Origin of the sequence: Streptomyces profundus (assembly GCF_020740535.1) — a bacterium.
GTDB lineage: Bacteria > Actinomycetota > Actinomycetes > Streptomycetales > Streptomycetaceae > Streptomyces > Streptomyces profundus.
The window spans coordinates 4,257,211-4,280,247 of sequence record NZ_CP082362.1 but is presented as its reverse complement, the minus strand read 5'-3'; the positions used below and the strand labels follow the sequence as shown (position 1 = coordinate 4,280,247).

The 23,037-nt window shown below is 72.6% G+C and carries 22 protein-coding genes and 1 riboswitch; of the genes, 8 read left to right on the top strand and 14 right to left on the bottom strand.

Going from position 1 to position 23,037, the window contains the following annotated elements; all coding sequences use genetic code 11:
• Positions 1–3 precede the first annotated feature (3 nt).
• Positions 4–188: riboswitch (cyclic di-AMP (ydaO/yuaA leader) on the bottom strand.
• 353 nt (positions 189–541) lie between these two features.
• From K4G22_RS18970 to K4G22_RS18960, 3 genes are all read right to left on the bottom strand, one after another.
• Entirely contained in the window at positions 542–1,759 is a 1,218-nt protein-coding gene (locus K4G22_RS18970; RefSeq protein WP_228081480.1) for a dipeptidase, read from the bottom strand.
• Positions 1,756–2,361, bottom strand: a complete 606-nt coding sequence (purE, locus tag K4G22_RS18965; protein WP_228081479.1) for a 5-(carboxyamino)imidazole ribonucleotide mutase — start codon at positions 2,359–2,361, stop codon at positions 1,756–1,758. The genes K4G22_RS18970 and purE overlap by 4 nt, the downstream gene beginning before the upstream one ends.
• Positions 2,362–2,428: 67 nt before the next feature.
• Positions 2,429–3,568, bottom strand: coding sequence for a 5-(carboxyamino)imidazole ribonucleotide synthase (locus K4G22_RS18960; protein WP_228081478.1), 1,140 nt, complete (start codon positions 3,566–3,568; stop codon positions 2,429–2,431).
• Between the two features lie 104 nt (positions 3,569–3,672).
• On the opposite strand from K4G22_RS18960, the gene K4G22_RS18955 reads away from it, so the two are divergent.
• Together K4G22_RS18955 and K4G22_RS18950 are read left to right on the top strand one after the other, a co-directional pair.
• The gene (locus K4G22_RS18955) at positions 3,673–4,137 is read left to right on the top strand and encodes a protease inhibitor I42 family protein (protein ID WP_228081477.1); all 465 of its coding nucleotides are present in this window, start codon (positions 3,673–3,675) and stop codon (positions 4,135–4,137) included.
• Between the two features lie 57 nt (positions 4,138–4,194).
• The gene (locus K4G22_RS18950; protein ID WP_228081476.1) at positions 4,195–4,683 is read left to right on the top strand and encodes a GtrA family protein; all 489 of its coding nucleotides are present in this window, start codon (positions 4,195–4,197) and stop codon (positions 4,681–4,683) included.
• Positions 4,684–4,707: 24 nt separating this feature from the next.
• Here K4G22_RS18950 and K4G22_RS18945 read toward each other — a convergent pair whose 3' ends face one another.
• The 4 genes from K4G22_RS18945 to K4G22_RS18930 all read right to left on the bottom strand — a co-directional run bounded on the left by K4G22_RS18945 (position 4,708) and on the right by K4G22_RS18930 (position 7,895).
• Positions 4,708–5,964, bottom strand: coding sequence for an ATP-binding protein (locus tag K4G22_RS18945; RefSeq protein WP_228081475.1), 1,257 nt, complete (start codon positions 5,962–5,964; stop codon positions 4,708–4,710).
• A 13-nt stretch (positions 5,965–5,977) separates the two neighbouring features.
• Positions 5,978–6,655 carry a response regulator transcription factor gene (locus K4G22_RS18940; RefSeq protein WP_228081474.1) on the bottom strand — a complete coding sequence of 226 codons (678 nt, stop codon included), beginning with the start codon at positions 6,653–6,655 and terminating at the stop codon, positions 5,978–5,980.
• Between the two features lie 158 nt (positions 6,656–6,813).
• Complete coding sequence (locus tag K4G22_RS18935) at positions 6,814–7,299, bottom strand: ATP-binding protein (protein ID WP_228081473.1); 486 nt, start codon at positions 7,297–7,299, stop codon at positions 6,814–6,816.
• Between the two features lie 215 nt (positions 7,300–7,514).
• Positions 7,515–7,895 carry an STAS domain-containing protein gene (locus K4G22_RS18930; protein ID WP_228081472.1) on the bottom strand — a complete coding sequence of 127 codons (381 nt, stop codon included), beginning with the start codon at positions 7,893–7,895 and terminating at the stop codon, positions 7,515–7,517.
• A gap of 247 nt (positions 7,896–8,142) precedes the next feature.
• On the opposite strand from K4G22_RS18930, the gene K4G22_RS18925 reads away from it, so the two are divergent.
• Positions 8,143–9,042, top strand: coding sequence for an RNA polymerase sigma factor SigF (locus K4G22_RS18925; RefSeq protein ID WP_228081471.1), 900 nt, complete (start codon positions 8,143–8,145; stop codon positions 9,040–9,042).
• 239 nt (positions 9,043–9,281) lie between these two features.
• Here the strand turns inward: K4G22_RS18925 and K4G22_RS18920 are convergent, their stop codons facing one another.
• On the bottom strand, positions 9,282–9,920 hold the full coding sequence (locus tag K4G22_RS18920; RefSeq protein WP_228081470.1) for a TetR family transcriptional regulator: 639 nt from the start codon (positions 9,918–9,920) through the stop codon (positions 9,282–9,284).
• 126 nt (positions 9,921–10,046) lie between these two features.
• Here K4G22_RS18920 and K4G22_RS18915 point away from each other — a divergent pair, with 126 nt between their 5' ends.
• The 3 genes from K4G22_RS18915 (at position 10,047) to K4G22_RS18905 (ending at position 12,775) form a co-directional block, all read left to right on the top strand.
• Positions 10,047–10,997 carry a zinc-binding dehydrogenase gene (locus K4G22_RS18915; RefSeq protein ID WP_228081469.1) on the top strand — a complete coding sequence of 317 codons (951 nt, stop codon included), beginning with the start codon at positions 10,047–10,049 and terminating at the stop codon, positions 10,995–10,997.
• A gap of 84 nt (positions 10,998–11,081) precedes the next feature.
• Positions 11,082–11,786 (top strand): MOSC domain-containing protein, encoded by a 705-nt coding sequence (locus tag K4G22_RS18910; protein ID WP_228081468.1) that lies wholly within the window; start codon positions 11,082–11,084, stop codon positions 11,784–11,786.
• A gap of 512 nt (positions 11,787–12,298) precedes the next feature.
• Positions 12,299–12,775 (top strand): hypothetical protein, encoded by a 477-nt coding sequence (locus tag K4G22_RS18905; RefSeq protein ID WP_228081467.1) that lies wholly within the window; start codon positions 12,299–12,301, stop codon positions 12,773–12,775.
• Positions 12,776–12,797: 22 nt separating this feature from the next.
• Here the strand turns inward: K4G22_RS18905 and hutI are convergent, their stop codons facing one another.
• The 4 genes from hutI to hutU all read right to left on the bottom strand — a co-directional run bounded on the left by hutI (position 12,798) and on the right by hutU (position 18,407).
• Positions 12,798–13,967 carry an imidazolonepropionase gene (hutI, locus tag K4G22_RS18900; RefSeq protein ID WP_228081466.1) on the bottom strand — a complete coding sequence of 390 codons (1,170 nt, stop codon included), beginning with the start codon at positions 13,965–13,967 and terminating at the stop codon, positions 12,798–12,800.
• Between the two features lie 107 nt (positions 13,968–14,074).
• Positions 14,075–15,427 (bottom strand): formimidoylglutamate deiminase, encoded by a 1,353-nt coding sequence (locus tag K4G22_RS18895; protein WP_228081465.1) that lies wholly within the window; start codon positions 15,425–15,427, stop codon positions 14,075–14,077.
• On the bottom strand, positions 15,418–16,674 hold the full coding sequence (locus tag K4G22_RS18890) for an allantoate amidohydrolase (RefSeq protein ID WP_228081464.1): 1,257 nt from the start codon (positions 16,672–16,674) through the stop codon (positions 15,418–15,420). The genes K4G22_RS18895 and K4G22_RS18890 overlap by 10 nt, the downstream gene beginning before the upstream one ends.
• Complete coding sequence (gene hutU / locus K4G22_RS18885) at positions 16,671–18,407, bottom strand: urocanate hydratase (protein ID WP_228081463.1); 1,737 nt, start codon at positions 18,405–18,407, stop codon at positions 16,671–16,673. Before hutU ends, K4G22_RS18890 begins: the two co-directional genes overlap by 4 nt.
• A 161-nt stretch (positions 18,408–18,568) precedes the next feature.
• Between hutU and K4G22_RS18880 the strand changes: the two genes are divergently transcribed.
• Complete coding sequence (locus tag K4G22_RS18880; RefSeq protein ID WP_228081462.1) at positions 18,569–19,876, top strand: type III PLP-dependent enzyme domain-containing protein; 1,308 nt, start codon at positions 18,569–18,571, stop codon at positions 19,874–19,876.
• 24 nt (positions 19,877–19,900) lie between these two features.
• Here the strand turns inward: K4G22_RS18880 and K4G22_RS18875 are convergent, their stop codons facing one another.
• Entirely contained in the window at positions 19,901–20,746 is an 846-nt protein-coding gene (locus tag K4G22_RS18875) for a MurR/RpiR family transcriptional regulator (protein WP_228081461.1), read from the bottom strand.
• Positions 20,747–20,873: 127 nt separating this feature from the next.
• Here K4G22_RS18875 and K4G22_RS18870 point away from each other — a divergent pair, with 127 nt between their 5' ends.
• Complete coding sequence (locus K4G22_RS18870; RefSeq protein ID WP_228081460.1) at positions 20,874–21,311, top strand: hypothetical protein; 438 nt, start codon at positions 20,874–20,876, stop codon at positions 21,309–21,311.
• A 331-nt stretch (positions 21,312–21,642) separates the two neighbouring features.
• Here the strand turns inward: K4G22_RS18870 and K4G22_RS18865 are convergent, their stop codons facing one another.
• Positions 21,643–23,025, bottom strand: coding sequence for a cystathionine beta-synthase (locus K4G22_RS18865; RefSeq protein WP_228081459.1), 1,383 nt, complete (start codon positions 23,023–23,025; stop codon positions 21,643–21,645).
• Positions 23,026–23,037: the final 12 nt, after the last annotated feature.

The following is a 23,037-nucleotide window of genomic DNA, read 5'->3' as shown; positions in this document are numbered from 1 at the left end:
GGGCGTTCTCCTCTCCAACGCCTGCGAGGTGAGCTGTCGGGTTCGGGCCGGAGTCGCCCGGCCATCGCCTCGGTGCGGGCGCGAACGCCCACCTCGGCCATGGCTTCACCCCAAGCCGGAACGGAACACGGTCCGGCGGAAAGTGGGTCCCCCGCTCCTGTCAGACGGAATTGCAGCGTTTCCGCTGCCGGTGACAGGATTCGGCGTCCGGAGCGGTTCGCCGCGAATGCGACGCGGATCGAACGTTAAACCCGCGAATTCGCCAGGACAAGAAAACCGCATTCCCCGCACCATGATCAACGCAGCCGCACCACCCGGGAGATAACACCCCGCTCTGATCGTTATCCATACCGTTATCGTCGGCATTCCGGAGCCCCCGGCCAACTCTCCGAGAAAGCGGGCCACTTATCGGGCACGCCGGGAGAGGGGCGGAGCGGCACCCGCCGGGGCACCGCGACCGCGAGTGAACTCGGTCACGGGGCGGACCGCTGACGGAAGTATCAACCAGTAAGAGCGGAATGCCCGATTCGACGCGGTGGGGTCAGCCGTCCAGGCTCGCGAGGGTGGCGATGGAGGGCCCGCGTCGGGCCGAGAGATCGGCGGCCACCGTCTCCGCGTCCCGCACCACCCGCACCGCGTTCTCCCAGGTCAGCTTGGCCAGATCCGCGTGCGACCAGCGGCGCTCCAGCAGTTCGGCGACCAGCAGCGGGTAGCCGGAGACATCCTCAAGCCCCTGGGGCAGGAACGCCGTGCCGTCGTAGTCGCCGCCGATGCCCAGATGGTCGATGCCGGCCACCTCGCGCATGTGGTCCAGGTGGTCGGCCACGGTGGCGGGCGTGGCCACCGGACGCGGGTCGGCCTCGGCGAACGCGTGCTGCACCCGCATCGCCGGCTCCGTGGTGTCCAGCGGATGGAAGCCGTTGGCCCGCATGTTCTCGTCGGCCCGGCGCGTCCACTCGATGGCCGCCGGCAGCACGAACTTGGGCACAAAGGTCGCCATCGCGACCCCGCCATTGGCCGGCAGCGCGGCCAACACATCGTCGGGAATGTTCCTCGGATGATCACAGACCGCCCGCGCCGAGGAATGCGAGAAAAGCACCGGAGCCTCGGAAACCCGAAGGGCGTCGCGCATCACATCCGCCGACACATGGGAAAGATCGACGAGCATGCCGACGCGGTTCATCTCCCGCACGACCTCCTCGCCAAAGGCCGTCAATCCGCCATGCCGAGCCTCGTCGGTGGCGGAATCGGCCCAGTCGATGGTGGAGTTGTGCGTCAGCGTCATATAACGCACGCCCAACCGGTGGAAAGCGCGCAGCGTGGCCAGCGAGTTGTTGATGGAATGGCCGCCCTCGGCGCCCATCAGCGAGGCGATCCGCCCCTGCGCACGGGCCGCGACCATGTCGTCGGCGGTGAGCGCCCGGGCCAGATCCGCCGGATAGCGGTCCAGCAACTGCCCCACCACGTCGATCTGTTCGAGACAGCCGCTGACCGCGGCGTCGCCGCTCAGCTCGGCCGGCACATAGACCGACCAGAACTGCGCGCCCACCCCGCCGGACCGCAGCCGCCGCAGATCCGTGTGGAGCCGGCCGGTGAGATCGCCGCCGATGTCCGCCTGGTCCAGGTCGTAGCCCACGGTCTCGCGCAGCGCCCACGGCAGATCGTTGTGCCCGTCGACCAGGGGATGCGCGGCCAACAGCGACCTCGCCTCAGCCAGCCGCTCCGCGCCCGTCCCGTCCGTCACAGCGGCCTCCGTCATCGATCGGTCCCCCTGTCCTGGGCGCCTTCCTGGGTGTCCTGCCGCGCACGCTGGCGGACCGGCTCCTCAGGGAGCACCGGGGGCCCGGCCAACGACGCGCGCAGCCGGCGGCCCTTCTCCTCCGCCTGCTCCCGCAGCCGGATCTGGAAGGCGCTCATCCGCTCCCGCAGCGCCGGATCGGCCGCGGCCAGCACCCGCACGGCGAGCAGCCCCGCGTTGCGGGCCCCCGCGACCGAGACCGTGGCCACCGGCACCCCGGCCGGCATCTGGACGATGGAGAGCAGCGAGTCCATCCCGTCCAGATGCTTGAGCGGCACCGGCACCCCGATGACCGGCAGCGGCGTCAACGAGGCGAGCATGCCGGGCAGATGGGCGGCGCCGCCGGCACCGGCGATGATCGCGGCCAGACCGCGGTCGGCCGCCTCCTCCCCGTAGCGGAGCATCTCGTGCGGCATCCGATGGGCGGAGACGACGTTCGCCTCGTAGGGGATGTCGAACTCGTCGAGCGCCTCGGCGGCGGCCCGCATCACCGGCCAGTCGGAGTCGGAGCCCATCACGATGCCGACCAGCGGCGCCGAGGGTGGGTTCTGCGTGCTGCTCATGCGTCACCTCTGTCTGTCGCTGCTGTCACTTTCGCGCCGGGGTCCCCGGCTGGCCGGCGCCCGACCGTCACTCGTCGATGACCCCGCGCAGGTAGTCGGCGGCGTGCCGGGCGCGCTCCCGCACCTCGGCCAGATCCGCACCGTAGGTGGTGACATGGCCCACCTTGCGGCCCGGCTTGACGTCCTTGCCGTACATATGGATCTTGAGGCCCGGATCCCGCGCCATGCAGTGCAGATAGGCGGGATACATGTCCGGATAGTCGCCGCCGAGGACGTTGGCCATCACCGTCCAGGGCGCGCGGGGGCGGGGGTCCCCCAGCGGCAGGTCGAGGACCGCTCGCAGGTGGTTGGCGAACTGCGAGGTGACCGCGCCGTCCTGCGTCCAGTGCCCCGAGTTGTGCGGGCGCATCGCCAGCTCGTTGACCAGCACCCGGCCGTCCGCCGTCTCGAACAGCTCCACGGCGAGATGGCCCACGACATCCAACTCCTTGGCGATCCGCAGCGCCATGCGCTGAGCCGCCAGGCCCAGTTCGTCGTCGAGCCGCGGAGCCGGGGCGATCACCGTGTCGCACACGCCGTCCACCTGCACGGACTCGACCACCGGATAGGCGACGGCCTGGCCGTGCGGCGAGCGCACCACGTTGGCGGCCAACTCACGGGTGAAATCGACCCGCTCCTCGGCCAGCACCGGAACACCGGCGCGGAACGCGTCCCCCGCCTCGGCCGGGGACCGCACCAACCAGACGCCCTTGCCGTCGTAGCCGCCGCGCACCGTCTTGAGCACCACGGGGAAGCCGCCGCCCTCGGCCGCGAACCGCGCCACGTCCGCCGGGTCCGCGACGATCCGATGGCGCGGGCAGGGCACTCCGAGCACCGAGAGCCGGGCGCGCATGACGCCCTTGTCCTGCGCGTGCACCAGGGCCGCCGGGCCGGGACGCACCGGGATGCCGTCCGCCTCCAGGGCGCGAAGGTGTTCGGTGGGCACATGCTCGTGATCGAAGGTGATCACATCGCAGCCCTCGGCGAAGGCCCGCAGGGTGGTCAGATCGTGGTAGTCGCCCACCACCACATCGCTCACCACCTGCGCGGCGGAGTCCTGCGGAGTGTCACTGAGCAGCTTGAACCTGACGCCGAGCGGGATGCCCGCCTCATGGGTCATACGGGCGAGCTGACCGCCTCCGACCATGCCGACCACGGGAAATGTCACGGCTCCAGCGTATCCGTCGGGTCGGACAGCCGATCCGCCGGTAGGAACCAAGCGGTACCGAAGGCACGTCTTTCCTCCCAACAGCGAGACGTGGGAAGAGAGCCGTGGAGAAGGAACGGAGAGCCGCGAGGACCGGGCGCGGGACCGGCGCCGCGTTCGCCGCGCTGGCCGTGGTGACCGCGCTGGCCGCCGGCGGGCTGACCGCCTGCCAGGAGACGAGCGGCCCGAACGGCGGACCCGAGCCGGCCCGGACGGAGTTCACCGATCCGGACCAGCCGGTCGAGGTTCTGGAAGGCGAAACGTTCACCCTCGTCCTGGAGGAGAACCCGTCCACCGGTTTCGTCTGGAAGACCGTCGATCCGGCACCCGACCCGGCCGTGGCGGCCCCGGCGGGCGACCGGTTCGAGTCCGACAACCCCGAGCTGGACGGCATCGGCGGCACCAGGTATCTCCACTTCGACGCGGTCGGCGAGGGGGAGACCCTGATCGTCCTCCAGCGCTCCAGGGACACCGAGCCGACGGGCGACGAGCTGACCTTCGAGGTCACGGTGGGTGCGGCGACCGGATGAGGCACGCTCAACCACGGCCAGGGGCCGCCCGCGACGGGCGTGGTTAGCATGGCGAGTATGCGCGAGGAGCTTCGCTTCCGGGCCCGGCTGCGAGGGCTCGCCAGAGAGGCGGCGAAGTTCGGCACGGTCGGCGCCTTCGGGTTCCTGGTCAACGTGCTCGTGTTCAACCTCTGCGGGCAGGCGGCCGGCCTGGCCCCGGTGCGGTCCGGCGTCATCGCCACCTCGGCGGCCATCTGCACCAACTACCTGGGCAACCGTTACTGGACCTACCGCCATCGGGACAAGTCGGGGCGCCGCCGCGAGATCGCGCTGTTCCTGCTCTTCTCCGCCGTCGGCATGGTCATCGAGAACGGTGCGCTGGCGCTCTCCCACTACGGCCTCGGCCTCACCTCGCCGCTGGCGGACAACCTGGCGAAGAACGTGATCGGCCTCGGCATCGGCTCGCTGTTCCGCTTCTGGTCCTACCGCACCTGGGTCTTCCGACAGCGCGCCACGGCCCCCGCCCCGCCGCCGGACCCGGTGCCCGTCGGCCCGCCCCTGCGCTGACCGGCCCTGGCCGGCCCCCGCGCCTCAGGCCCCGCCCTGCGCCTCGCGCTCGAACTCGCGGCTGAGGAACAGGGCGAAGACCGGCGGATGCTGCCCCAGCAGCTCCAGCCGTCCACCGTCCGCCTCGGCCAGATCCCGCGCCACGGCCAGCCCGAGCCCGGTGGAGTTCCGGCCGCTCACCGTGCGTTCGAAGACCCGGGCGCCCAGCTCCTTCGGCACCCCGGGGCCCTCGTCCGTCACCTCGACCACCACCTGGTTGCCCGTGACCCGGATGCGCAGCGCCACCGTGCCGGCCCCGTGCATCAGCGAGTTCTCCACCAGCGTCGCCAGCACCTGGGCGACCGCGCCCGGCGTGCCGACCGCGCGTTGGCCCTGCTTCCCCGAGCGCACCAGGGCCCGCCCCGCGCTGCGGTAGGCCGGCCGCCACTCCTCCATCTGCTGGGCCACGACCTCGTCCAGATCGAACCCGATCGCCGAGCCGAGCCGGGCGTCCCTGGAGTTGGTCAGCAGCCGCTGCACGACATCGGTGAGCCGTTCCACCTGGGCCAGGGCGACCGTCGCCTCCTCCTTGACGATCTCCCGGTCCTCGGTGGCGACGATCTCCTCAAGCCGCATGGAGAGCGCGGTCAGCGGCGTGCGCAACTGGTGCGAGGCGTCGGCGGCGAGCCGCCGCTCGGCCGTCAGCATCCGGGCGATGCGCTCCGCGCTGGTGTCCAGCACATCGGCCACCCGGTCCAGCTCCGCGACGCCGTATCTCCGGTGGCGCGGTCGCGGATCGCCCGAGCCGAGGCGTTCGGCGGTCTCCGCCAGATCGGTCAGCGGCGCCGAGACCCGGCGCGCCTGGCGCACCGCCAGCAGCGCCGCCGCTGCGACGGCCAGCAGCGAGACCACCAGGATGATCATCAGCATCCGGGCGATCTCGTCGCTGACGACGCTCCTGGGCTGTTGAACGGTCACCGTCTCGCCGTGCGTCCCGGTCTGCGAGGTCTCCATCGGCGCCTCGCCGGCCGGCTCGCCCAGCCGGATGGCGGGCCGTCCCACCAGTTCGATCACCACATGGCGGTCGGCCGGCGCCGAGGCGCGCATGTCCTCAGCCGTCACCGGCTGCCCGGCGGCCAGCCGGCTCTCCACATCGGCGAGCAGCCGCGCCGCCTCGGCCTCCAGCCGGTCGCGCGCGCTGGACTCGATGGTCCTGGTCTCCACGAAGAACAGGGAGACCCCGAACACGGCGATCACCACCAGGACCACCGACAGTGTGGAGTTGATCAGACGACGGCGCACGGACAGGGCTCCGTCAACTCTTCTCGAAGCGGAATCCCACGCCCCGGACGGTCGCGATGTAACGCGGGTTGCCCGCGTCGTCGCCGAGCTTCTTGCGGAGCCAGGAGATGTGCATGTCCAACGTCTTGGTGGAGGACCACCAGGTGGTGTCCCAGACCTCGCGCATCAGCTGCTCCCGGGTGACCACCCGGCCCGCGTCCCGCACCAGCACCCGCAGCAGGTCGAACTCCTTCGCCGTCAGATGCAGTTCGTCCTCGCCCATCCAGGCGCGGTGGGACTCCACGTCGATCCGGATGCCGTGCACCGTCGGCGCCGGGCCAGGCTCGCTGTTGCCCCGGCGCAGCAGCGCCCGCACCCTGGCCAGCAGCTCGGCCAGCCGAAAGGGCTTGGTCACGTAGTCGTCGGCGCCGGCGTCCAGGCCCACCACGGTGTCCACCTCGTCGGCGCGGGCGGTCAGCACCAGCACGGGGAGACCGTGCCCCTCGTTCCGCAGCCGGCGACAGACCTCAAGCCCGTCCATGCCCGGCAGGCCCAGATCCAGGACGACCAGATCGACGTCGCCGCGCAGGCCGGCCCGCAGTGCCTCGGGGCCGTCCTCGCGCACCTCCACCTCGTATCCCTCGCGACGCAGGGCACGGGCCAGTGGCTCCGAGATGGATGCGTCGTCCTCGGCGAGCAGCACACGGGTCATGCGCTGATGGTAGACGCCCGGGCCCCGGGGGCACCGGCAGCTCCCGTACGAAGGGGCCGGAACCGGCCGATCAGCCCGGAGACGTCCCGCAGCCCGGGGACGTCCCGGCGTTCCCGTCCTTGCCGTCCTTGCCGTCCTTCCGGTCCGACGGGACGGGGTCAGCTCGGCGTGGGCGTGCCCAGCTCGGCCCAGACCGTCTTGCCGGCGGCGTCCGGCTCGCGCACCACGCCCCAGTCCAGGCAGAGGCGCTGCACGATGAACATCCCGTGGCCGCCGGGGCGGCCGGGCCGGCGCGTGGTGCGCAGCGCCGGCGTGCCCGAGCCCCGGTCGAGCACCTCCACCCGCACCAGCTTGCCGCCCCGGCCGACCCGCAGCTCCTCGGGACCGCCGGCGTGCAGACAGGCGTTGGTGACCAGCTCGGAGACGACCAGCAGCACATCCTCGGCGGCGGCGTACTGATCGTCGTCCGCCGCCGGCAACCAGCCCCAGTCGTGCAGCGCCTGGCGGGTGAACTCACGAGCCCTGGAGACCACTCCGGTCGTGCCGATCAGCCGCAGCCTGCGTACCTGTCGGACTGGCTCCTCGGCGGTGACCTGGGGCTCCGCGCCATGGTCACCCGCCGGGCGCGGTCGAGTCGTCCCCATGCACGCCCTCCCTTAGGCCTTCTCCGCGCCCCATCCCTGGGCAGCCGTTTCCTCGAACCAGCAGAGCGCCGGGTCCGTTCGGTCCGGCATCGAGTGGTCTTCTGCCCGGCCGGGCGGTGCACACACCCGCCCCTTCGTGGCAATCCACCAAGCAGAGATTCCAGCAGTAGTGTGACCCGCGAATGGAACGCCGTACAGCGGCCGTTCCCCGACGCTCAGTCGGCCGGCAGGGCGGCCAACGCCTCGGCGAGCGTCTCGTGCACGGCGAAGACCGCGCCGGCGCCCGTTATCTCCAGAACTCGGGCGACAATCGGCGGCATTTCGGCCAGGTGCACCGAACCGCCCACCGCCTCCGCTTCCATACGTGTGGTGAGAAGCACATTGAGTCCGATGGAGTCACAGAACTCAAGGCCAGAACAATCAATGACAATCCGGGCATGGCCGGATGTGACGCACTCCCGCAACGCCGTCTGGAGTCGCTCCGCGGAATGGTGATCCAGCTCACCAGCGGGAGCGACGACAGCCCCTGCGCCCACTCGCCGAACATCGACCGTCAACTGACGCCGGTACATCTCGCCCGGCACACCACGGTCCATGCAGCCCCCTTCTCATTGGAGCGCCTCGCTGGCTAAGTTCGAAACCTTAGCCTCTGGAAGGCCGGCGCGGCACCCTAACAGGCCCGACATTGCGCGCAATTCGGACGTAGCAGACTTGCCATGGTCACCGAACGACCGATAGGGGTATAAGGACACAGCATTTTCAAGACGGCTTTGGAGGCGCCGCACTCGCAGTGCACGTCATGGCTTCGGCAGCCATATGCCGAGAGACTACGGAGGACACACCATGTCACCGGCCCCTCGTACCCACGAACCGCATACCGGCGCTTCCGCGAAGGACGCCGCCGCCACGGCAGCCGCTTCTCCGGCACCCGAGGACGTGCTCGCGTCCCTGCCCGAGATCCCGCCCTTCGACGAGGTGGCGCCGCTGGACGCGCGTGAGCTGTCCAAGAGCCTCTTCGCCCGCATGGGGGACCTCGAAGAGGGCAGCCACGAGTACGCGTATGTGCGTAACACGCTGGTGGAACTCAACCTGGCACTGGTGAAGTTCGCCGCGGCCCGGTTCCGCTCCCGCAGCGAACCCATGGAAGACATCATCCAGGTCGGCACCATCGGTCTGATCAAGGCGATCGACCGCTTCGAGACCGACCGTGGCGTGGAGTTTCCCACCTTCGCGATGCCGACCATCGTCGGCGAGATCAAGCGTTTCTTCCGGGACACCTCCTGGTCGGTCCGGGTGCCCCGCCGCCTCCAGGAACTGCGCCTCGACCTGGCCAAGGCCGGCGACGAGCTGGCGCAGAAGCTGGACCGCTCACCGACCGTGGCCGAGCTGGCGACCCGCCTCGGCCTCTCCGAGGACGAGATCGTGGAGGGCATGGCGGCGTCCAACGCGTACACCGCCAGCTCCCTGGACGCCCAACCGGAAGAGGACGACGCCGAGGGCGCGCTGGCCGACCGGATCGGCTACGAGGACCACGGCCTGGAGGGCATCGAGTACATCGAGTCCCTCAAGCCGCTGATCGCGGAGCTCACACCGCGTGATCGCAAGATCCTCTCGCTGCGCTTCGTCGCGAACATGACGCAGTCCGAGATCGGTGAGGAGCTGGGCATCTCCCAGATGCACGTCTCCCGCCTGCTCGCCAGAACCCTGCGAAAACTACGCCGCGGCCTGATGGTCGAGGAGTGACAACCGCCCCCGGGGGCGCCTTGGCGGGGTGGGCATGGCCCGCCCCGGGGCGCCGCCCCGGGCGGAGCGGGCCGCCGCCGGCGGGGAACGCGGCGCGCGGACAAAGCGGCGTCGGCGGCAGGCAGCGGCCGGCGCCGCCGGGCGGCTGCCCGTCCGCCTCCTCCGCGCCCGTCTCTCCGGCTGGCCCCGTGTGTCGGGAGCTCCCGCCGCGCCCCGCGCCGGCGGCGCACCGCCGGAGGTCACGCCGAGGCGAGGGCCGCGACCTCGGGTAGGAGGGCGAAGGCGTGGCGGGCGCGCTGGAGCAGCCCCTCCCGGTCGTCCGGCCCCGGTTCGGCGCGGAGCCAGTCGTGGACCGCCCAACGCCAGGCGGACAGCATCAGCTCCAGGAGCAGCCGTAGGCGCACCTCCGCGTCCGGCCCCTCCTCCGGCCCTCGCGCCGTGACGCCCAGGACCCGATCGGTGGCCTCGGCGCAGTTCCGGAGGCTGTGGCCGGCCAGCGCCGGGGTGCGTTCGGCCAGCGTCCGGCTGTCGCGGAACCGCGCGGCCCAGCCCTCGTCCATGCTCGCGACGGTCGCGAACAACGCCCGTTGGTAGTCGGCGAACGGGGCGTCCCCCGCGGGCTGTCGCGCGAACACGTCGACATAGGTCGCCCACAGCTCCTGTTCGGGCGCGAGCGCGACATCCTCCTTGGAAGCGAAGTTCCGGAAGAAGGTTCGCTGGGAGATCTCGACCGCCTCCACCAGCTCGTCCAGCGTGGTCTCGGCGAACCCCCGGGTCGTGAACCTGCGCAGCGCCTCCGTCACCAACGCCTGCCGGGTGCGCAGCTTCTTGCGTTCGCGCAGGGTCGGCCGCCTCCCCGAACTCTCGTGTTCCGTCACGCGGGCAGCTTACCCAGCGCACCCAGCACCGAAAGCCGGCAGCACGCAAAGGCCACCTGCTCGCAAATGCCGGTCACCGGCACTATGGTGGCGAGCAGCACTCCACCGAACCCGAGGAGCCCCGCCGTGCGCGCCTGGACCATCGACCACAACGCCCCCGGGCAGCTGTCCCTCGCCGAGGTGCCCGACCCCGAACCGGCCCCGGACCAGGCCCTGATCAGGGTGGCGGCCTTCTCGCTCAACCACGGCGAGGTGGTGCATCTGGTGCCGAACGCGGAGCAGGGCACGGTGCCGGGCTGGGACGCGGCGGGCGTGGTGGTGCGCGCGGCCGAGGACGGCTCGGGCCCGCCGGTCGGATCCCGGGTCGTGTCGGTGGACGCCGACGGCGCGTGGGCCGAGCTGCGCGCCGTGCGCACGGACGCGGTCGGGGTCGTCCCCGACGATGTGGATCTGGGCGCGGTCAGCACCCTGCCGGTGGCCGCCGGTTCGGCGTTGCGGGGGCTGCGGCGGGTGGGGCCGATCCTGGGGCGGCGCGTGCTGGTGGCCGGCGCCGGCAGCGGGGTGGGCCGGTACGCCCTGCAGTTGGCGGCCCGAGGCGGTGCCGAGGTGGTCGCGAGCACCACCGACCCCGCCAAGGCGGACGCGCTGCGTGCGCTGGGCGCCACCGAGGTGGTCGTGGGCGCAGACGGGATCGAGGGGTTGACGCGGCCCGTGCACGGCGTGATCGATCTGGTGGGCGGCGACCATATGGTCGCGGCCTACCGGGTGTTGGCGCCCGGCGGGGTGCTGGTGGCCCTGGGGCACACGGCGGGGCGCGGCGAGTCGTTCCGGGTCGGGGACTTCGACGGGCCGCTCGGGCACGACCGGATGATCACCTCCTTCTTCCTGCTGGACGACAGGGTGGGTATCGCTGACGACCTCAGCTGGCTGGCCGGTCTGCTGGGGCGCGGCGAGCTCTCCGCCGGCATCGGGTGGCGCGGCGGCTGGGCGGAACTGGTCGAGGGAGCCGCCGCGTTGGCGGCGGGCAGGGTCCCCGGCAAGGCCGTGCTGGACATCGGCGCGGCTCCCACCGTCTGAGGTGCGGGGGCATCGGCCGAGCGGGGCGTCGAGCTCGGGAAATTCCGTGTGCGGGACGTCCAAGCGCGCGGTTAGGGTGCCGACATGCCCCTCCTGCTGAGCGTCAACCTGGGCCGTGCCGCGGCCGTCGCCGCGACGGACGCGCCGAGCGGCCTGACCGGCATCGACAAGCGGCCCACCGACGCCCCCGTGGCGGTGCGCGCGCCCGGGCCGAAGGGCACGGGCGGCAGTGGCCTCGACGGGGACGCGATCGCCGATCTGCGGCATCACGGCGGGGACGACCAGGCGGTGTACGCCTATGCCAGGGAGGACCTGGACCGCTGGGCCGCCGAGCTCGACCGCCCGCTCACCAACGGCGTCTTCGGCGAGAACCTGACCACCTCGGGCCTGGACGTGAACGACGCCCGGATCGGTGAACGCTGGCTCATCGGCGACACGTTGCTGATCGAGGCCACCGCCCCCCGCATCCCGTGTGCCACCTTCGCCGACTGGCTGGGCGAGCGGGGCTGGATCAAACGCTTCGCGGCCTCGGCCACGCCCGGCGCCTACTTCCGGGTGCTCCAGCCGGGAGTGGTCCGGGCCGGCGACCGCATCGAGGTGACCCACCGCCCGGAGCACGAGGTGTCCGTCGCCCTCGTCTTCCGGGCCATGCTGGGCGAATCGGAGCTGCGGCCCCGGATCGTGGCCGCCGGTCCCGCGCTCCCCGCCAGCCTGTATGCCAAGGCCAGGGCCTGGGCCGGGGAGACCAACCCGACGCCAGCGGAACGCCCGAGGCGCACGGGGGGCTGACGCCACGCGGGCGCTCACCACGCCGGCCGGCGGGCTGAAGAGCGGCCAGGGCAGTCGGACGGCGACAGCCGCGAGCGCGACCAGCAGGGCGTGGCGGGTCAGTGTGGTGGCGAGCCGGAGCAGGCCGATCGCCATGGCTCCCTGGCCGGGGCCGGCGACCGCGCTGGCGGACCAGATCCGCCAGAAGCAGGCGCCCGCGCCGGGGCGTTGCCGCCCCTCCGCACCGACCGCCGGAACCGTCCGGCACCTCTCATTTCGCATGGGACGCATTCTGCCGGCGACCACTGACAGTCACCCCTCGATCACCGCTCGACCATGGCTGACGCACGACCACATGGGCACGTCGAGGCGAAATGTGAAGGTCGGCGATGTGATCAGGTGAGACGGAAAAGCATATGGACACCGGGCGCACAATCGACAACGCTCAAAGCATGGCCCACCCCCCACCTTCATATACCGCACACTCGGCACACGCACCGCCGTCGAGTGCCCCGCCGGACTCGCTGGGGCTGTTGATCGTCTTCCTGGGGGCGTGCGTCACCCTGCCCGGCATGACGTCGTTGGCCTGGATCTCCATCGAGTTCGAGGAGGGGCACGCCGAGTTCACCCTCAACGAGGTCGCCAAGCTGCTGCCCAAGGCAGAAGGGGGCACGCTGGTCGGCGGGGTCGGCCACACCTATCTGCAGTACCTCAGCCTGCCCACCGCCCTGACCGCCGTCTTCGCGTCGCTCCGCGCCACCTGGCCACGGCACGGCGCGGCGCCCAGGCGGACGGCGCGGGTGGTCGCCATGGCGGCCTGCGTCCTCGGCCTGGTGGGGACGCTGGTGCTGGCCATCGCGCTCAACGGCCTCGGCGTGCGGGAGGGTTACTGGGTGTCGTGCGATATCGGCATGGCGCCCTGGGTGACGGGCGTCGGCCTGGGCACCATGCTGCTCGGCGTCTGTCTCGGCACCGGCCGCGGCCCGGCGGTCCAGGGAAGCCAGGCCTGACGCGGGGCGACTTCGAGCCTCCTCAGACGATTCGCGTGCCGTCCCGCCAGACCGCCGCCACCAGGGGGACGCCCGGCCGGTAGGCGAGGTGGACCGGCTCCGGCGCGTCCAGCAGCGCCAGATCGGCGCGACAGCCCGGCGCCAGCCGCCCGATGTCGGTGCGTTCCAGGGCCGCCGCTCCCCCGGCGGTGGCGGCCCAGAGCGCCTCGTCGGGGGTCATGCCCATCTCTCGGACCGCGACGGCCAGACAGAACGGCATGGAGCTGGTGAAGGACGAACCGGGGTTGCAGTCGGTGGCGATCGCGACCACGGCGCCTGCGTCCAGCAGCCTTCTGGCGTCCGGATAGGGCGCCCGGGTGGAGAACTCGCACCCGGGCAGCAGGGTGGCCACGGTCCGTCCCCGCGCGAGGGCGTCGACATCCGCGTCGGTGAGGTGGGTGCAGTGGTCCGCGGCGGCGGCGCCCAGTTCCACCGCGAGTTGGACGCCGGGGCCGTGGCCGAGTTGGTTGGCGTGCAGGCGGGGGCGCAGGCCACGGGCCTGGCCCGCGGTGAGCACGGCACGCGCCTGGTCGGCGTCGAAGGCGCCCTCCTCGCAGAAGGCGTCGATCCACCGGGCGTGGGGCGCGCAGGCGTCGAGCATCGGTCCGGTCACCAGGGCGACATAGCCGGCGGGGTCGTCGGCGTACTCGGGCGGCACGATATGGGCCCCCAGAAAGGTGACCTCGCGCAGTTGCCCGGCGGCGATCCGCAGCGCGCGGGCCTCGTCGGCGACGGTGAGCCCGTAGCCCGACTTGGTCTCCACCGTGGTGGTGCCCTGACGGGCCATCTCGGCGCGGAACAGGGCGAGCCGCCGGGCGAGTTCGGCGTCGTCGGCTTCCCGGGTGGCGGCGACCGTGGTGGCGATCCCGCCGGCGGCGTAGGGGCGCCCGGACATCCGGGCGTGGAACTCCGCGCCCCTCTCGCCGGCGAACAGCAGGTGGGAGTGGGAGTCCACGAAGCCGGGGATCACGGTGCGGCCCGCCGCGTCGAAGTGACTGTCAGTGGCGGGTGCTCTACTGGACGTACCGATCCAGGCGATGCGGTCTCCTTCGATCACGAGGGCCGCGTCCTGGATCTGGCCCAGTGGTCCGATGCCGAGGGAGGGGTCGTTGGTGACCAGGGTGTTGATATGGGTGATGGCGATGCTGGACATCTTCTGGCGCCTCCCGGTGCGCGTGGCTTCGGCGTGCGGCGGCGGTGCCGGGGCGACGGCGTGGCGGCCCGGTGGGGCCCGGGGTGTCGCCGCCGGCCCCGCCACGGTCAGAGGTTGGCGTGGACACCGGCGATGGCACGGCGCAGCGCGCGTGAGGTGTCGTGCACCAGCTGGTGGCTGCCATGGCGGACGATGTGCCGCCCGCCCACCACGGTGTGCCGCACATCGGCGGCGGTCGCCGCGAAGATCGCCGCCTGGACGGCGAGGCGGGGCGGCGGGCCCGCGGTGCGCACGGTGTCCAGGGAGATGGTGGCGAAGTCCGCGAGCGCCCCCGCCTCCAGCCGGCCGGCCTCGGGCCAGCCCAGGGCCGCGTGCCCCTGCTCGGTGGCGGCGCGCAGCAGTTGGTCGGCGGTGAAGTGTCCCCGGACGTGGCTGCGCAGGCGTTCGCCCGTCTCCAGGGCGCGCGCCTCCTCAAGGATGTCGATCACGGCATGGCTGTCGCTGCCCAGGCTCAACGGGCAGCCGGCGCCGCGCAGCTGGCCGGCCGGGCCGATGCCGTCCGCGAGGTCGCGTTCCGTGGTGGGGCACAGGCAGGCGCCGGTCCCGGCGCCGCCGAGCAGGGCCAGATCGCCCGGCTCCAGATGGGTCGCGTGCACGGCGGTGGTGCGTCGGGTCAACACGCCGTGGTCAGCGAGGAGTTGGGTGGGGGTGCGGCCATGTGCCGCCTGGCACTCCTCGTTCTCCCTGGGCTGTTCGGAGAGGTGGACATGCAGTGGGCGCTCCCGCTGGGCGGCCCAGTCGGCCACGGTGGCCAGGGCCTCGGCGGGAACGGCCCGCACCGAGTGGATGGCCGCCCCGATCCGGGCGACATCGGTGCCGCGCAGCGCTTCGGCGCGATCCGCCCAGGCATCCGCCGTCCGGTCGGAGAAGCGCAGTTGGGAGCGGCTCGGGGGCTGGCCGAAGCCGGCGGCCAGATAGCAGGTGTCGAGGAGGGTGATACGGATGCCGGCGTCGGCCGCCGCCGCGATCAGGGCCTCGCCCATGGCGTTGGGGTTCCCGTAGGGCGTGCCGTCCCGCTGGTGGTGCAGGTAGTGGAACTCGCCCACGCAGGTGATGCCGGCCAGGGCCATCTCGGCGTACACGGCGCGGGCCAGGGCGTGGTAGCCGTCGGGGTCCAGCAGAGAGGAGAGTTCGTACATGGCGTTGCGCCAGGTCCAGAAGGTGCCGGCGCCGACCTGGGCGCTGGCGCGCAGGGCGCGGTGGAAGGCGTGGCTGTGCACGTTGGCGAGGCCGGGGATGGTGAGACCGCGCAGCGAGACGGCGCCGACGGGCGGTGCCGGCACGCCGGGGCGCACCTCCGTGATGGTGCCGTCGACGGCCGTGGCGATCACCACGCCCGGCTCCACCACGCCGCCGAGCGAAGCGTGTTCGGCCCAGTACGTCTGCGCGGTCAGCGACATACCAATCCCTCCAACACCTCGGCGAGCGCGGCGACTCCGGCCACGCAGTCCTGTTGGTCGGCGTGCTCCGCCGGCGCGTGGGAGACCCCGGTCGGATTGCGCACATAGAGCATGGCCGTGGGCAGCACGGCGGAGAGGATGCCGGCGTCGTGCCCCGCCCCGGTGGGGAGCACGGGCGCGTCGTCCAGGAGGGCGGCGAGGCTGTCCCGAAGCGCCGGGGAGAAGCGCTGCGCGCCGGTGTGGGACTCCCTGGTCACGCCCAGCCGCACGCCGTCCCTGCCGGCCCGGTTCCTGGCGGTCTCCTCGATGGCGGCGACCAGTTGCTCCAGGGCGTCGGCCTCGGGCGCCCGCGCGTCCAGCCAGCCGGTCACCTGGGACGGGATCGCGTTGACCCCGCCCGGCTCCACGGCGACCTTGCCGAAGGTGGCGAGGGCGCCGCCGAGCCTGGCGCGCTTGCGGGCGGCCAGCACGGTGTGCGCATAGGTCAGCATGGGGTCCCTGCGGTCCACCAGGCGCGTGGTGCCCGCGTGGTTGGCCTCGCCGTGGAAGTCGAACCGCCAGCGGCCATGCGGCCAGATCAGCGAGCCGACGCCCACCGCCCGGTCCACATCGGCCAGCGCCCGCCCCTGTTCGACATGGAGCTCGATGAACACCCCGATCCGGGCGAGGCGTTCGGGGTCGGGCCCGATCCCGGCCGGATCGTGTCCGGCGGCGCTCATGGCGTCGGCCAGGCTGGTCCCTCCCGCGTCCCGCAGCGCCCGGGCCCGCTCGGGCTCCAGCGCGCCCACGGCCAGCCGGGAGCCGACACAGGCCACCCCGAACCTGGCGCCCTCCTCGTCGGCGAAGGCCACCACGCCCAGCGGCCTGCGGCCGGTGCGTCCCCGGGCCCGCAGCACGTCCAGCGCGGCGAACGCCGAGGCCACGCCGAGCGGGCCGTCGAAGGCGCCGCCGTCCGGCACCGAGTCCAGATGGGAGCCGGTGACCACGGCGTCGCCCAGCGCCGGATCGCCCAGCCACGCCCACTGGTTGCCGTTGCGGTCCACCTCGTGGGCCAGTCCGCGCGCCTCCGCCTGGGCGCGGAACCAGGCGCGCAGCTCCGCGTCCGCCGCCGTCCAGGCGTAGCGGCGGTAGCCGCCGGTCGTCGGATGCCGTCCGATGGGGGCGAGCCCCTCCCACAGCGCGGCGAACGCCTCGGCGCCCGAGTCGGCCCGGGCCCCCGCGCCCTCGGCGGGCCGCGCCGCCGTCATCGCGCCGCCCCGGCCGGCCGATCCGGCTGGTCAGCCGGCGGCGCGGTCTCCCGCATCGGCACGCGCACCCCGTCCCGTTCGGCGACCTCCTCGGCCCGCTCGTACCCGGCGTCGACATGGCGGATGACGCCCATGCCCGGGTCGTTGGTGAGGACCCGGTGGAGCTTCTCCCCGGCCAGCCGGGTGCCGTCGGCCACGGTGACCTGCCCCGCGTGCAGGGAGCGCCCCATGCCCACGCCGCCGCCGTGGTGCAGCGAGACCCAGGAGGCCCCGGAGGCGACGTTGACCATCGCGTTGAGCATGGGCCAGTCGGCGATGGCGTCCGAGCCGTCGAGCATCCCCTCGGTCTCCCGATAGGGCGAGGCGACCGAGCCGCAGTCCAGATGGTCCCTGCCGATCACCACCGGCGCCGCCAACTCGCCCGAGGCGACCATCTCGTTGAACCGCTCCCCCGCCTTGGCGCGTTCGCCGTGTCCCAGCCAGCAGATCCGCGCCGGCAGCCCCTGGAAGCGCACCCGCTCCCCCGCCAGCCGCAGCCAGCGGGCGAGGGACTCGTTCTCGGGGAAGAGGTCGAGCACCGCGCGGTCCGTCTTGGCGATGTCCCCGGGGTCACCGCTCAGCGCGGCCCAGCGGAACGGCCCCTGCCCCTCGCAGAACAGCGGCCTGATGTAGGCGGGGACAAACCCGGGGAAGGCGAAGGCCCTCTCGTACCCGGCGAGTTGGGCCTCCCCCCGGATGGAGTTGCCGTAGTCGAAGACCTCGGCGCCCGCGTCCTGGAAGCCGACCATGGCCGCCACATGACGGGCCATCGACTCCCTGGCCCGCTCGGTGAACTCGGCCGGGCGCCGGGCGGCGAGGTCCGCCATCTCCGAGAGCTCGACGCCGGAGGGAAGGTAGCTCAACGGGTCGTGGGCGCTCGTCTGGTCGGTGACGATGTCGACCGGCGCCCCCATCGAGAGCACCTGCGGCAGCACGTCGGCCGCGTTCCCCAGCAGCCCGATGGAGAGCGCCCTGCGCTCCTGCCGCGCCCGCTCGGCCAGCGACAGCGCCTCGTCCAGGGAGGTGGCCTCGACATCGAGGAAGCCGTGCTCGATGCGCCGGACGATGGCCCTGGGGTCGCAGTCCACGCAGAGCGCGACCCCGCCGTTCATGGTCACCGCGAGCGGCTGGGCGCCGCCCATGCCGCCCAGCCCGGCGGTGAGCGTGAGGGTGCCGGCGAGGCTGCCGCCGAACCGCTTGGCGGCCACGGCGGCGAACGTCTCGTAGGTGCCCTGGAGGATGCCCTGGGTGCCGATGTAGATCCAGGAGCCGGCCGTCATCTGCCCGTACATGGTGAGGCCGAGCCGCTCCAGGCGGCGGAACTCCTCCCAGTTGGCCCAGTCCCCGACCAGGTTCGAGTTGGCGATCAGCACCCTGGGGGCCCACTCGTGGGTGGTCAGCACGCCCACCGGCCGGCCCGACTGCACCAGCAGCGTCTCGTCGTCCCGCAGGGTGCGCAGGGTGGCCACGATGGCGTCGAAGGAGCGCCAGTCCCTGGCGGCCTTCCCCGTTCCGCCGTACACCACCAGCTGGTCCGGGTGTTCGGCCACCTCGGGGTCGAGGTTGTTCTGCAACATGCGGAGCGCGGCCTCCTGGGGCCAGCCCCGCGCCGAGAGCCGGGTCCCGGTGGCCGCGCGTACGGGTCTGGGCCCCGTTGGTCGCTTCGACTCCGCCGATGCCGCTGGTCCTGCCATGACCCACGCCTCCCCGATGTGGTCGGGATATTCACCCACTCTAAGGCTGAATACTTTCAGTCAGCAATTGTCCGTGACCGCCCGGGGTTCGGCCCGTCGTGGTCCGCTCCGTCCCGTTGTGCTCCCTGCCGCCACGCCGCCCGGCGTGTTTCGCTGGACGTATGGAGCCTCCGAGCCGACGCGACCACGCCGTACGGGCCCTGCTCGCCCACGGCCTTCTCACCGACGACCAGCCCCTGGCCGCCCTGCTCGACCTCAGGAGCGTCCAGGAGACCACCACCGCTCTCCATGCTGCCTTCGATGCGGTCACCGCGCCCGGTCAGCCGGTCCTGCACACCTTCGCGGTCAAGGCCGGCACCCTGGTGCCGGTGCTGCGCCTGCTGGACGGGTTCGGCATCGGCAGCGAGGTGGCCAGCCTCGGAGAGCTGGCCCTGGCCCAGCGCGCCGGGCTCGCCCCCGACCGCATCGTGCTCGACTCGCCCGCCAAGACCGAGACGGAGCTGCGTCAGGCGCTGCGCCTCGGCATCGCCATGAACGCCGACAACCCGCAGGAACTCGCCCGGCTGGACGCCCTGCTGCCGGCGCACCCTGGACACGGTCCGCTGGGCCTGCGGATCAACCCGCAGCTGGGCGGCGGCACCATCGACGCGATGAGCACCGCGACCGCGACCAGCAAGTTCGGCATCGCGCTGCGCGATCCGGGAGCGCGCGACTGGGTGGTGCGCGCCTTCCTCGACCGCCCCTGGCTGACCCGGCTGCACTGCCACGTGGGCTCGCAGGGCATGGCCCTCGCCCGGATGGCCGAGGGCGTGCGGGAGAGCTACGAACTGGCCGAGGAGGTCAACGCCGCGGCCGGCGAGCGACGGATCGACACCCTGGACATCGGCGGCGGGCTGCCCGTCAACTTCGACTCCGACGAGGTCACGCCCAGCTTCGCCGAGTACGCCCGCCTGTTGCGGGACACCGTCCCCGGGCTGTTCGACGGCCGCTACGGACTGGTCACCGAGTTCGGCCGGTCGCTGCTGGCCAAGGCGGGCGCGGTGGTGGCCAGGGTCGAGTACACCAAGGAGGCCGGCGGGCGCCCGATCGCGGTCACGCACGCCGGCGCGCAGGTCGCGGTGCGCACCGTGTTCGCGCCGGCCTCCTGGCCGCTGCGGGTGGCCGTCTACGACGCGAAGGGCGAGCCCGGCGCCGGGCCGATCCAGCGTCAGGACGTCGCGGGGCCCTGCTGCTTCGCCGGCGACCTGGTCGCCATCGACCGTCCGCTGCCCCGGCTGCGCCCCGGCGATCTGGTGGCCCTGCTGGACACCGGCGCCTACTACTTCTCCACCCCGTTCGGCTACAACGCGCTGCCGCGACCCGCCGTCTACGGCTTCACCGTGGACGGCGCGGGGCCCGCCGTGTTCACGCCGCTGCGGCGCGCGCAGACCCTGGAGGAGCTCGTCGAGGAGTCCGGCGGATCGCTGTAGGCCCGAACGCAGCGGCGGGGGGCGTCAGTCCCAGAAGACCCGCCGGTCGGCCGCCCTGGCGTCGAAGCGCTCAAGACGGGTCTGGGCGGCCGGCAGCGCGTCGCACATCGCCTCGAGCAACGCGCGCCCCAGCAGCATCGGCGCGCAGGCCGTGTCGAACGAGAGCGCGGTGCTCACCGGGGCGGTGAACAGCAGATCCGAAGGATCGGCGACGGGCGCCAACACGCTGTCCGCCACCGTCACCAGGGCGAGCCCCGAGGCCCGCGCCACCGCCAGGGCCTCGACCAGCTCGCGCGGGTAGCGGGGCAGCGCGAAGCACAGCAGCGCCGTGGCCCCGGCGTCGGCCGCCTGCTCGATGCGGTCCGCCAGCAGCGAGCCGCCCTGGTCCAGCAGGCGCACATCCGGATGCACCTTGGCCGCGAAGTAGGCGAAGCCACCCGCCTCCGCCGAGGCGGCGCGCAGCCCCAGCACCGGCAGCGGCCGGGACGCCGCGAGCAGCCGGCCGGCGCGCTCAAGGCGCTCCGGATCCCCGAGCCAGGACACCAGCCGCCGCAGCTGCTCGATCTCGGCGAGCACCGCCTGCTGGTAGACGTTCGGCTCGGCGCCGTCCCGCCCGGCGGCGCCGCCCCGGCCGTCGCGCAGCGCCTCGCGCAGCCGCCGCCTGAGCGCCGGATAGCCATCGAAGCCGAGCGCCACGGCGAACCGGGTGACCGAGGGCTGGCTCACCCCCGCCAGCTCGGCCAACTCGACGCTGGACAGGAACGGCGCCTCCTCGGCCCGCCGCACGACCACCTGCGCGATGCGCCGTTGGGTCGGGGTCAGCCGATGCCCGTCGAACAGCCCTGCCAAGCGCGCGCTCGCCTCACTCACCGCGTCAGTCTAGGCAGCGGCACCGACAGCGGGCCCGGGCGTCGGCGGCGGCCTCGGGGTGGCCCACGGGACGAATGGGGGGTTACCCCTAGTGCGGGCCGGCCGCGAGGCGCCGTAGCGTGGCCGTATGACGAGTGGGCGCGATCCGGAGCTGAACCGAGACACCGACCTGAAAAGGGATCTCGAAGCCGCCGTGCAGACGCGTAGGGAGCTGGGCGAGGGGTACGAGTCCGAGCTGGTGGACTCGTTCCTGGAGAAGGTCGAGCAGCGCATCGACAGCACGGTGGACAAGCGGGTGCGACGTCAGGTCGCCGAGCAGCAGATGGTGATCGCGAGGGGCGGCCGGCCCCCCGGCAGCGTCGACACGCAGGGCCCGGGCGTCGCCTTCGGCCTCGCGGCGCTCTCCCTGGTGCTGGCCATCCCGCTGTCCGCCATCGCCGCGGCCCAGACCGGTCTCGCCGGCCTTCTGGTCTGCTGGACGGGCGTGGTCGGCGTCAACGCCTGCTTCCTGGGGCACTCCATGCTGCGCGGGGGCGAGGAGCAGAAGAAGTCCGACTGGGACTAGCCCACGGGGCCCCACGGGGCCCTGCGGGGCCCACGGGCCGGGGAAGTGGTGTGCGGGGACCGCCGCACCCCGGCACGAGGCCGAGGGCGGGACGACGGCGGTCCCCGCAGGGACACGGGCCGGGTCGGGGCCTCGTGTCCGGGCGACCAGGGAGGTCCGGGAGCCGCTCCGGAGGTCCTTGGTGCCGACACCAAGAACTCTGCCGGAGCGGTGTTAACGACGCGTTGCCCGGCCGTGACACTTCGGGTTCCGTTGGGCGACCAGGCGCGCGGCGGCCTCGGCGGCCTCCGGCGAGGCCCCGCTCCGCGCGCCCGTCGGCGGCGTGCCCCGCTCAGCTCTTCCCGGCCAGGAACGCGAGCAGGTCCTGGCGGCTGACCACCCCGGCCGGCTTGCCGTCCACCAGCACCACGGCGGCGTCCGCGTCCTGCAGGGTGGCCATCAGGTCGGCGATCGGCTCGCCCGAGCCGACATGCGGCAGCGGTGCGCTCAGATGCTTGTCCAGCTGGTCGTCCAGGGCGGCCCGCTGGGCGAACAGCGCGTCCAGCAGCTCCCGTTCGACGACCGAGCCGACGATCTCGGCGGCCATCACATCGGGGTGCCCCGCCCCCGGCTTGACCACCGGCATCTGGGAGACGCCGTACTCGCGCAGCACCTCGATCGCCTCGCCCACCGTCTCGTCCGGGTGCATGTGCACCAGGGACGGAAGGCCGCCGTCCTTGCCGCGCAGCACGTCGGCGACGCGGGTGGCCGGCTCGCCGCCCTCAAGGAAGCCGTAGTCGGCCATCCACTCGTCGTTGAAGATCTTGCTCAGATAGCCGCGCCCGCTGTCCGGCAGGAGCACCACCACCACATCGTCGGGACCGAGCCGGCTGGCCACCTCCAGCGCGCCCACCACGGCCATCCCGCAGGAGCCGCCGACCAGCAGGCCCTCCTCGCGGGCCAGCCGGCGGGTCATCTGGAAGGAGTCCTTGTCCGAGACGGCGACGATCTCGTCCGCGACCCCACGGTCGTAGGCGTCGGGCCAGAAGTCCTCGCCGACGCCCTCGACCAGGTAGGGCCGGCCCGATCCGCCGGAGTAGACCGAGCCCTCCGGATCGGCGCCGACCACCCGCACCCGTCCCTCGCTGACCTCCTTGAGGTAGCGACCGGTGCCCGAGATGGTGCCGCCGGTGCCGACGCCGGCGACGAAGTGGGTGATCCGGCCCTCGGTCTGGGTCCAGAGCTCGGGGCCCGTGGTCTCGTAGTGGGAACGGGGGTTGTCCGGATTGCTGTACTGGTCCGGCTTCCAGGCTCCCGGGGTCTCCCTGACCAGCCGGTCCGACACGTTGTAGTAGGAGTCAGGGTGTTCGGGGTCGACCGCGGTGGGGCAGACCACCACGTCGGCGCCGTAGGCCCGCAGCACGTTGATCTTGTCGGTGGAGACCTTGTCCGGGCAGACGAAGACGCAGTGGTAGCCCTTCCGTTGGGCCACGATGGCCAGTCCGACGCCGGTGTTGCCCGAGGTGGGCTCCACGATCACGCCTCCGGGGCGCAGGGCTCCCGAGCGTTCGGCGGCCTCGATCATCCGCACGGCGATCCGGTCCTTCACCGACCCGCCGGGATTGAAGTACTCGACCTTCGCGAGCACGGTGGCCTCGATGCCCTCGGTCACTCGGTTGAGTCTGACCAGCGGGGTGTTGCCGATCAGTTCGATCATCGACTCGTGATACTGCACCTGGGTCTCCGC

Bases quoted from the DNA above. Each gene is read 5' to 3' on its own strand.
- K4G22_RS18970 (WP_228081480.1), bottom strand. From the start codon at position 1,759: ATGACGGAGGCCGCTGTGACGGACGGGACGGGCGCGGAGCGGCTGGCT.
- purE (WP_228081479.1), bottom strand. From the start codon at position 2,361: ATGAGCAGCACGCAGAACCCACCCTCGGCGCCGCTGGTCGGCATCGTG.
- K4G22_RS18950 (WP_228081476.1), top strand. From the start codon at position 4,195: ATGCGCGAGGAGCTTCGCTTCCGGGCCCGGCTGCGAGGGCTCGCCAGA.
- K4G22_RS18940 (WP_228081474.1), bottom strand. From the start codon at position 6,655: ATGACCCGTGTGCTGCTCGCCGAGGACGACGCATCCATCTCGGAGCCA.
- K4G22_RS18935 (WP_228081473.1), bottom strand. From the start codon at position 7,299: ATGGGGACGACTCGACCGCGCCCGGCGGGTGACCATGGCGCGGAGCCC.
- K4G22_RS18930 (WP_228081472.1), bottom strand. From the start codon at position 7,895: ATGGACCGTGGTGTGCCGGGCGAGATGTACCGGCGTCAGTTGACGGTC.
- K4G22_RS18925 (WP_228081471.1), top strand. From the start codon at position 8,143: ATGTCACCGGCCCCTCGTACCCACGAACCGCATACCGGCGCTTCCGCG.
- K4G22_RS18910 (WP_228081468.1), top strand. From the start codon at position 11,082: ATGCCCCTCCTGCTGAGCGTCAACCTGGGCCGTGCCGCGGCCGTCGCC.
- hutI (WP_228081466.1), bottom strand. From the start codon at position 13,967: ATGTCCAGCATCGCCATCACCCATATCAACACCCTGGTCACCAACGAC.
- K4G22_RS18895 (WP_228081465.1), bottom strand. From the start codon at position 15,427: ATGTCGCTGACCGCGCAGACGTACTGGGCCGAACACGCTTCGCTCGGC.
- K4G22_RS18890 (WP_228081464.1), bottom strand. From the start codon at position 16,674: ATGACGGCGGCGCGGCCCGCCGAGGGCGCGGGGGCCCGGGCCGACTCG.
- hutU (WP_228081463.1), bottom strand. From the start codon at position 18,407: ATGGCAGGACCAGCGGCATCGGCGGAGTCGAAGCGACCAACGGGGCCC.
- K4G22_RS18880 (WP_228081462.1), top strand. From the start codon at position 18,569: ATGGAGCCTCCGAGCCGACGCGACCACGCCGTACGGGCCCTGCTCGCC.
- K4G22_RS18870 (WP_228081460.1), top strand. From the start codon at position 20,874: ATGACGAGTGGGCGCGATCCGGAGCTGAACCGAGACACCGACCTGAAA.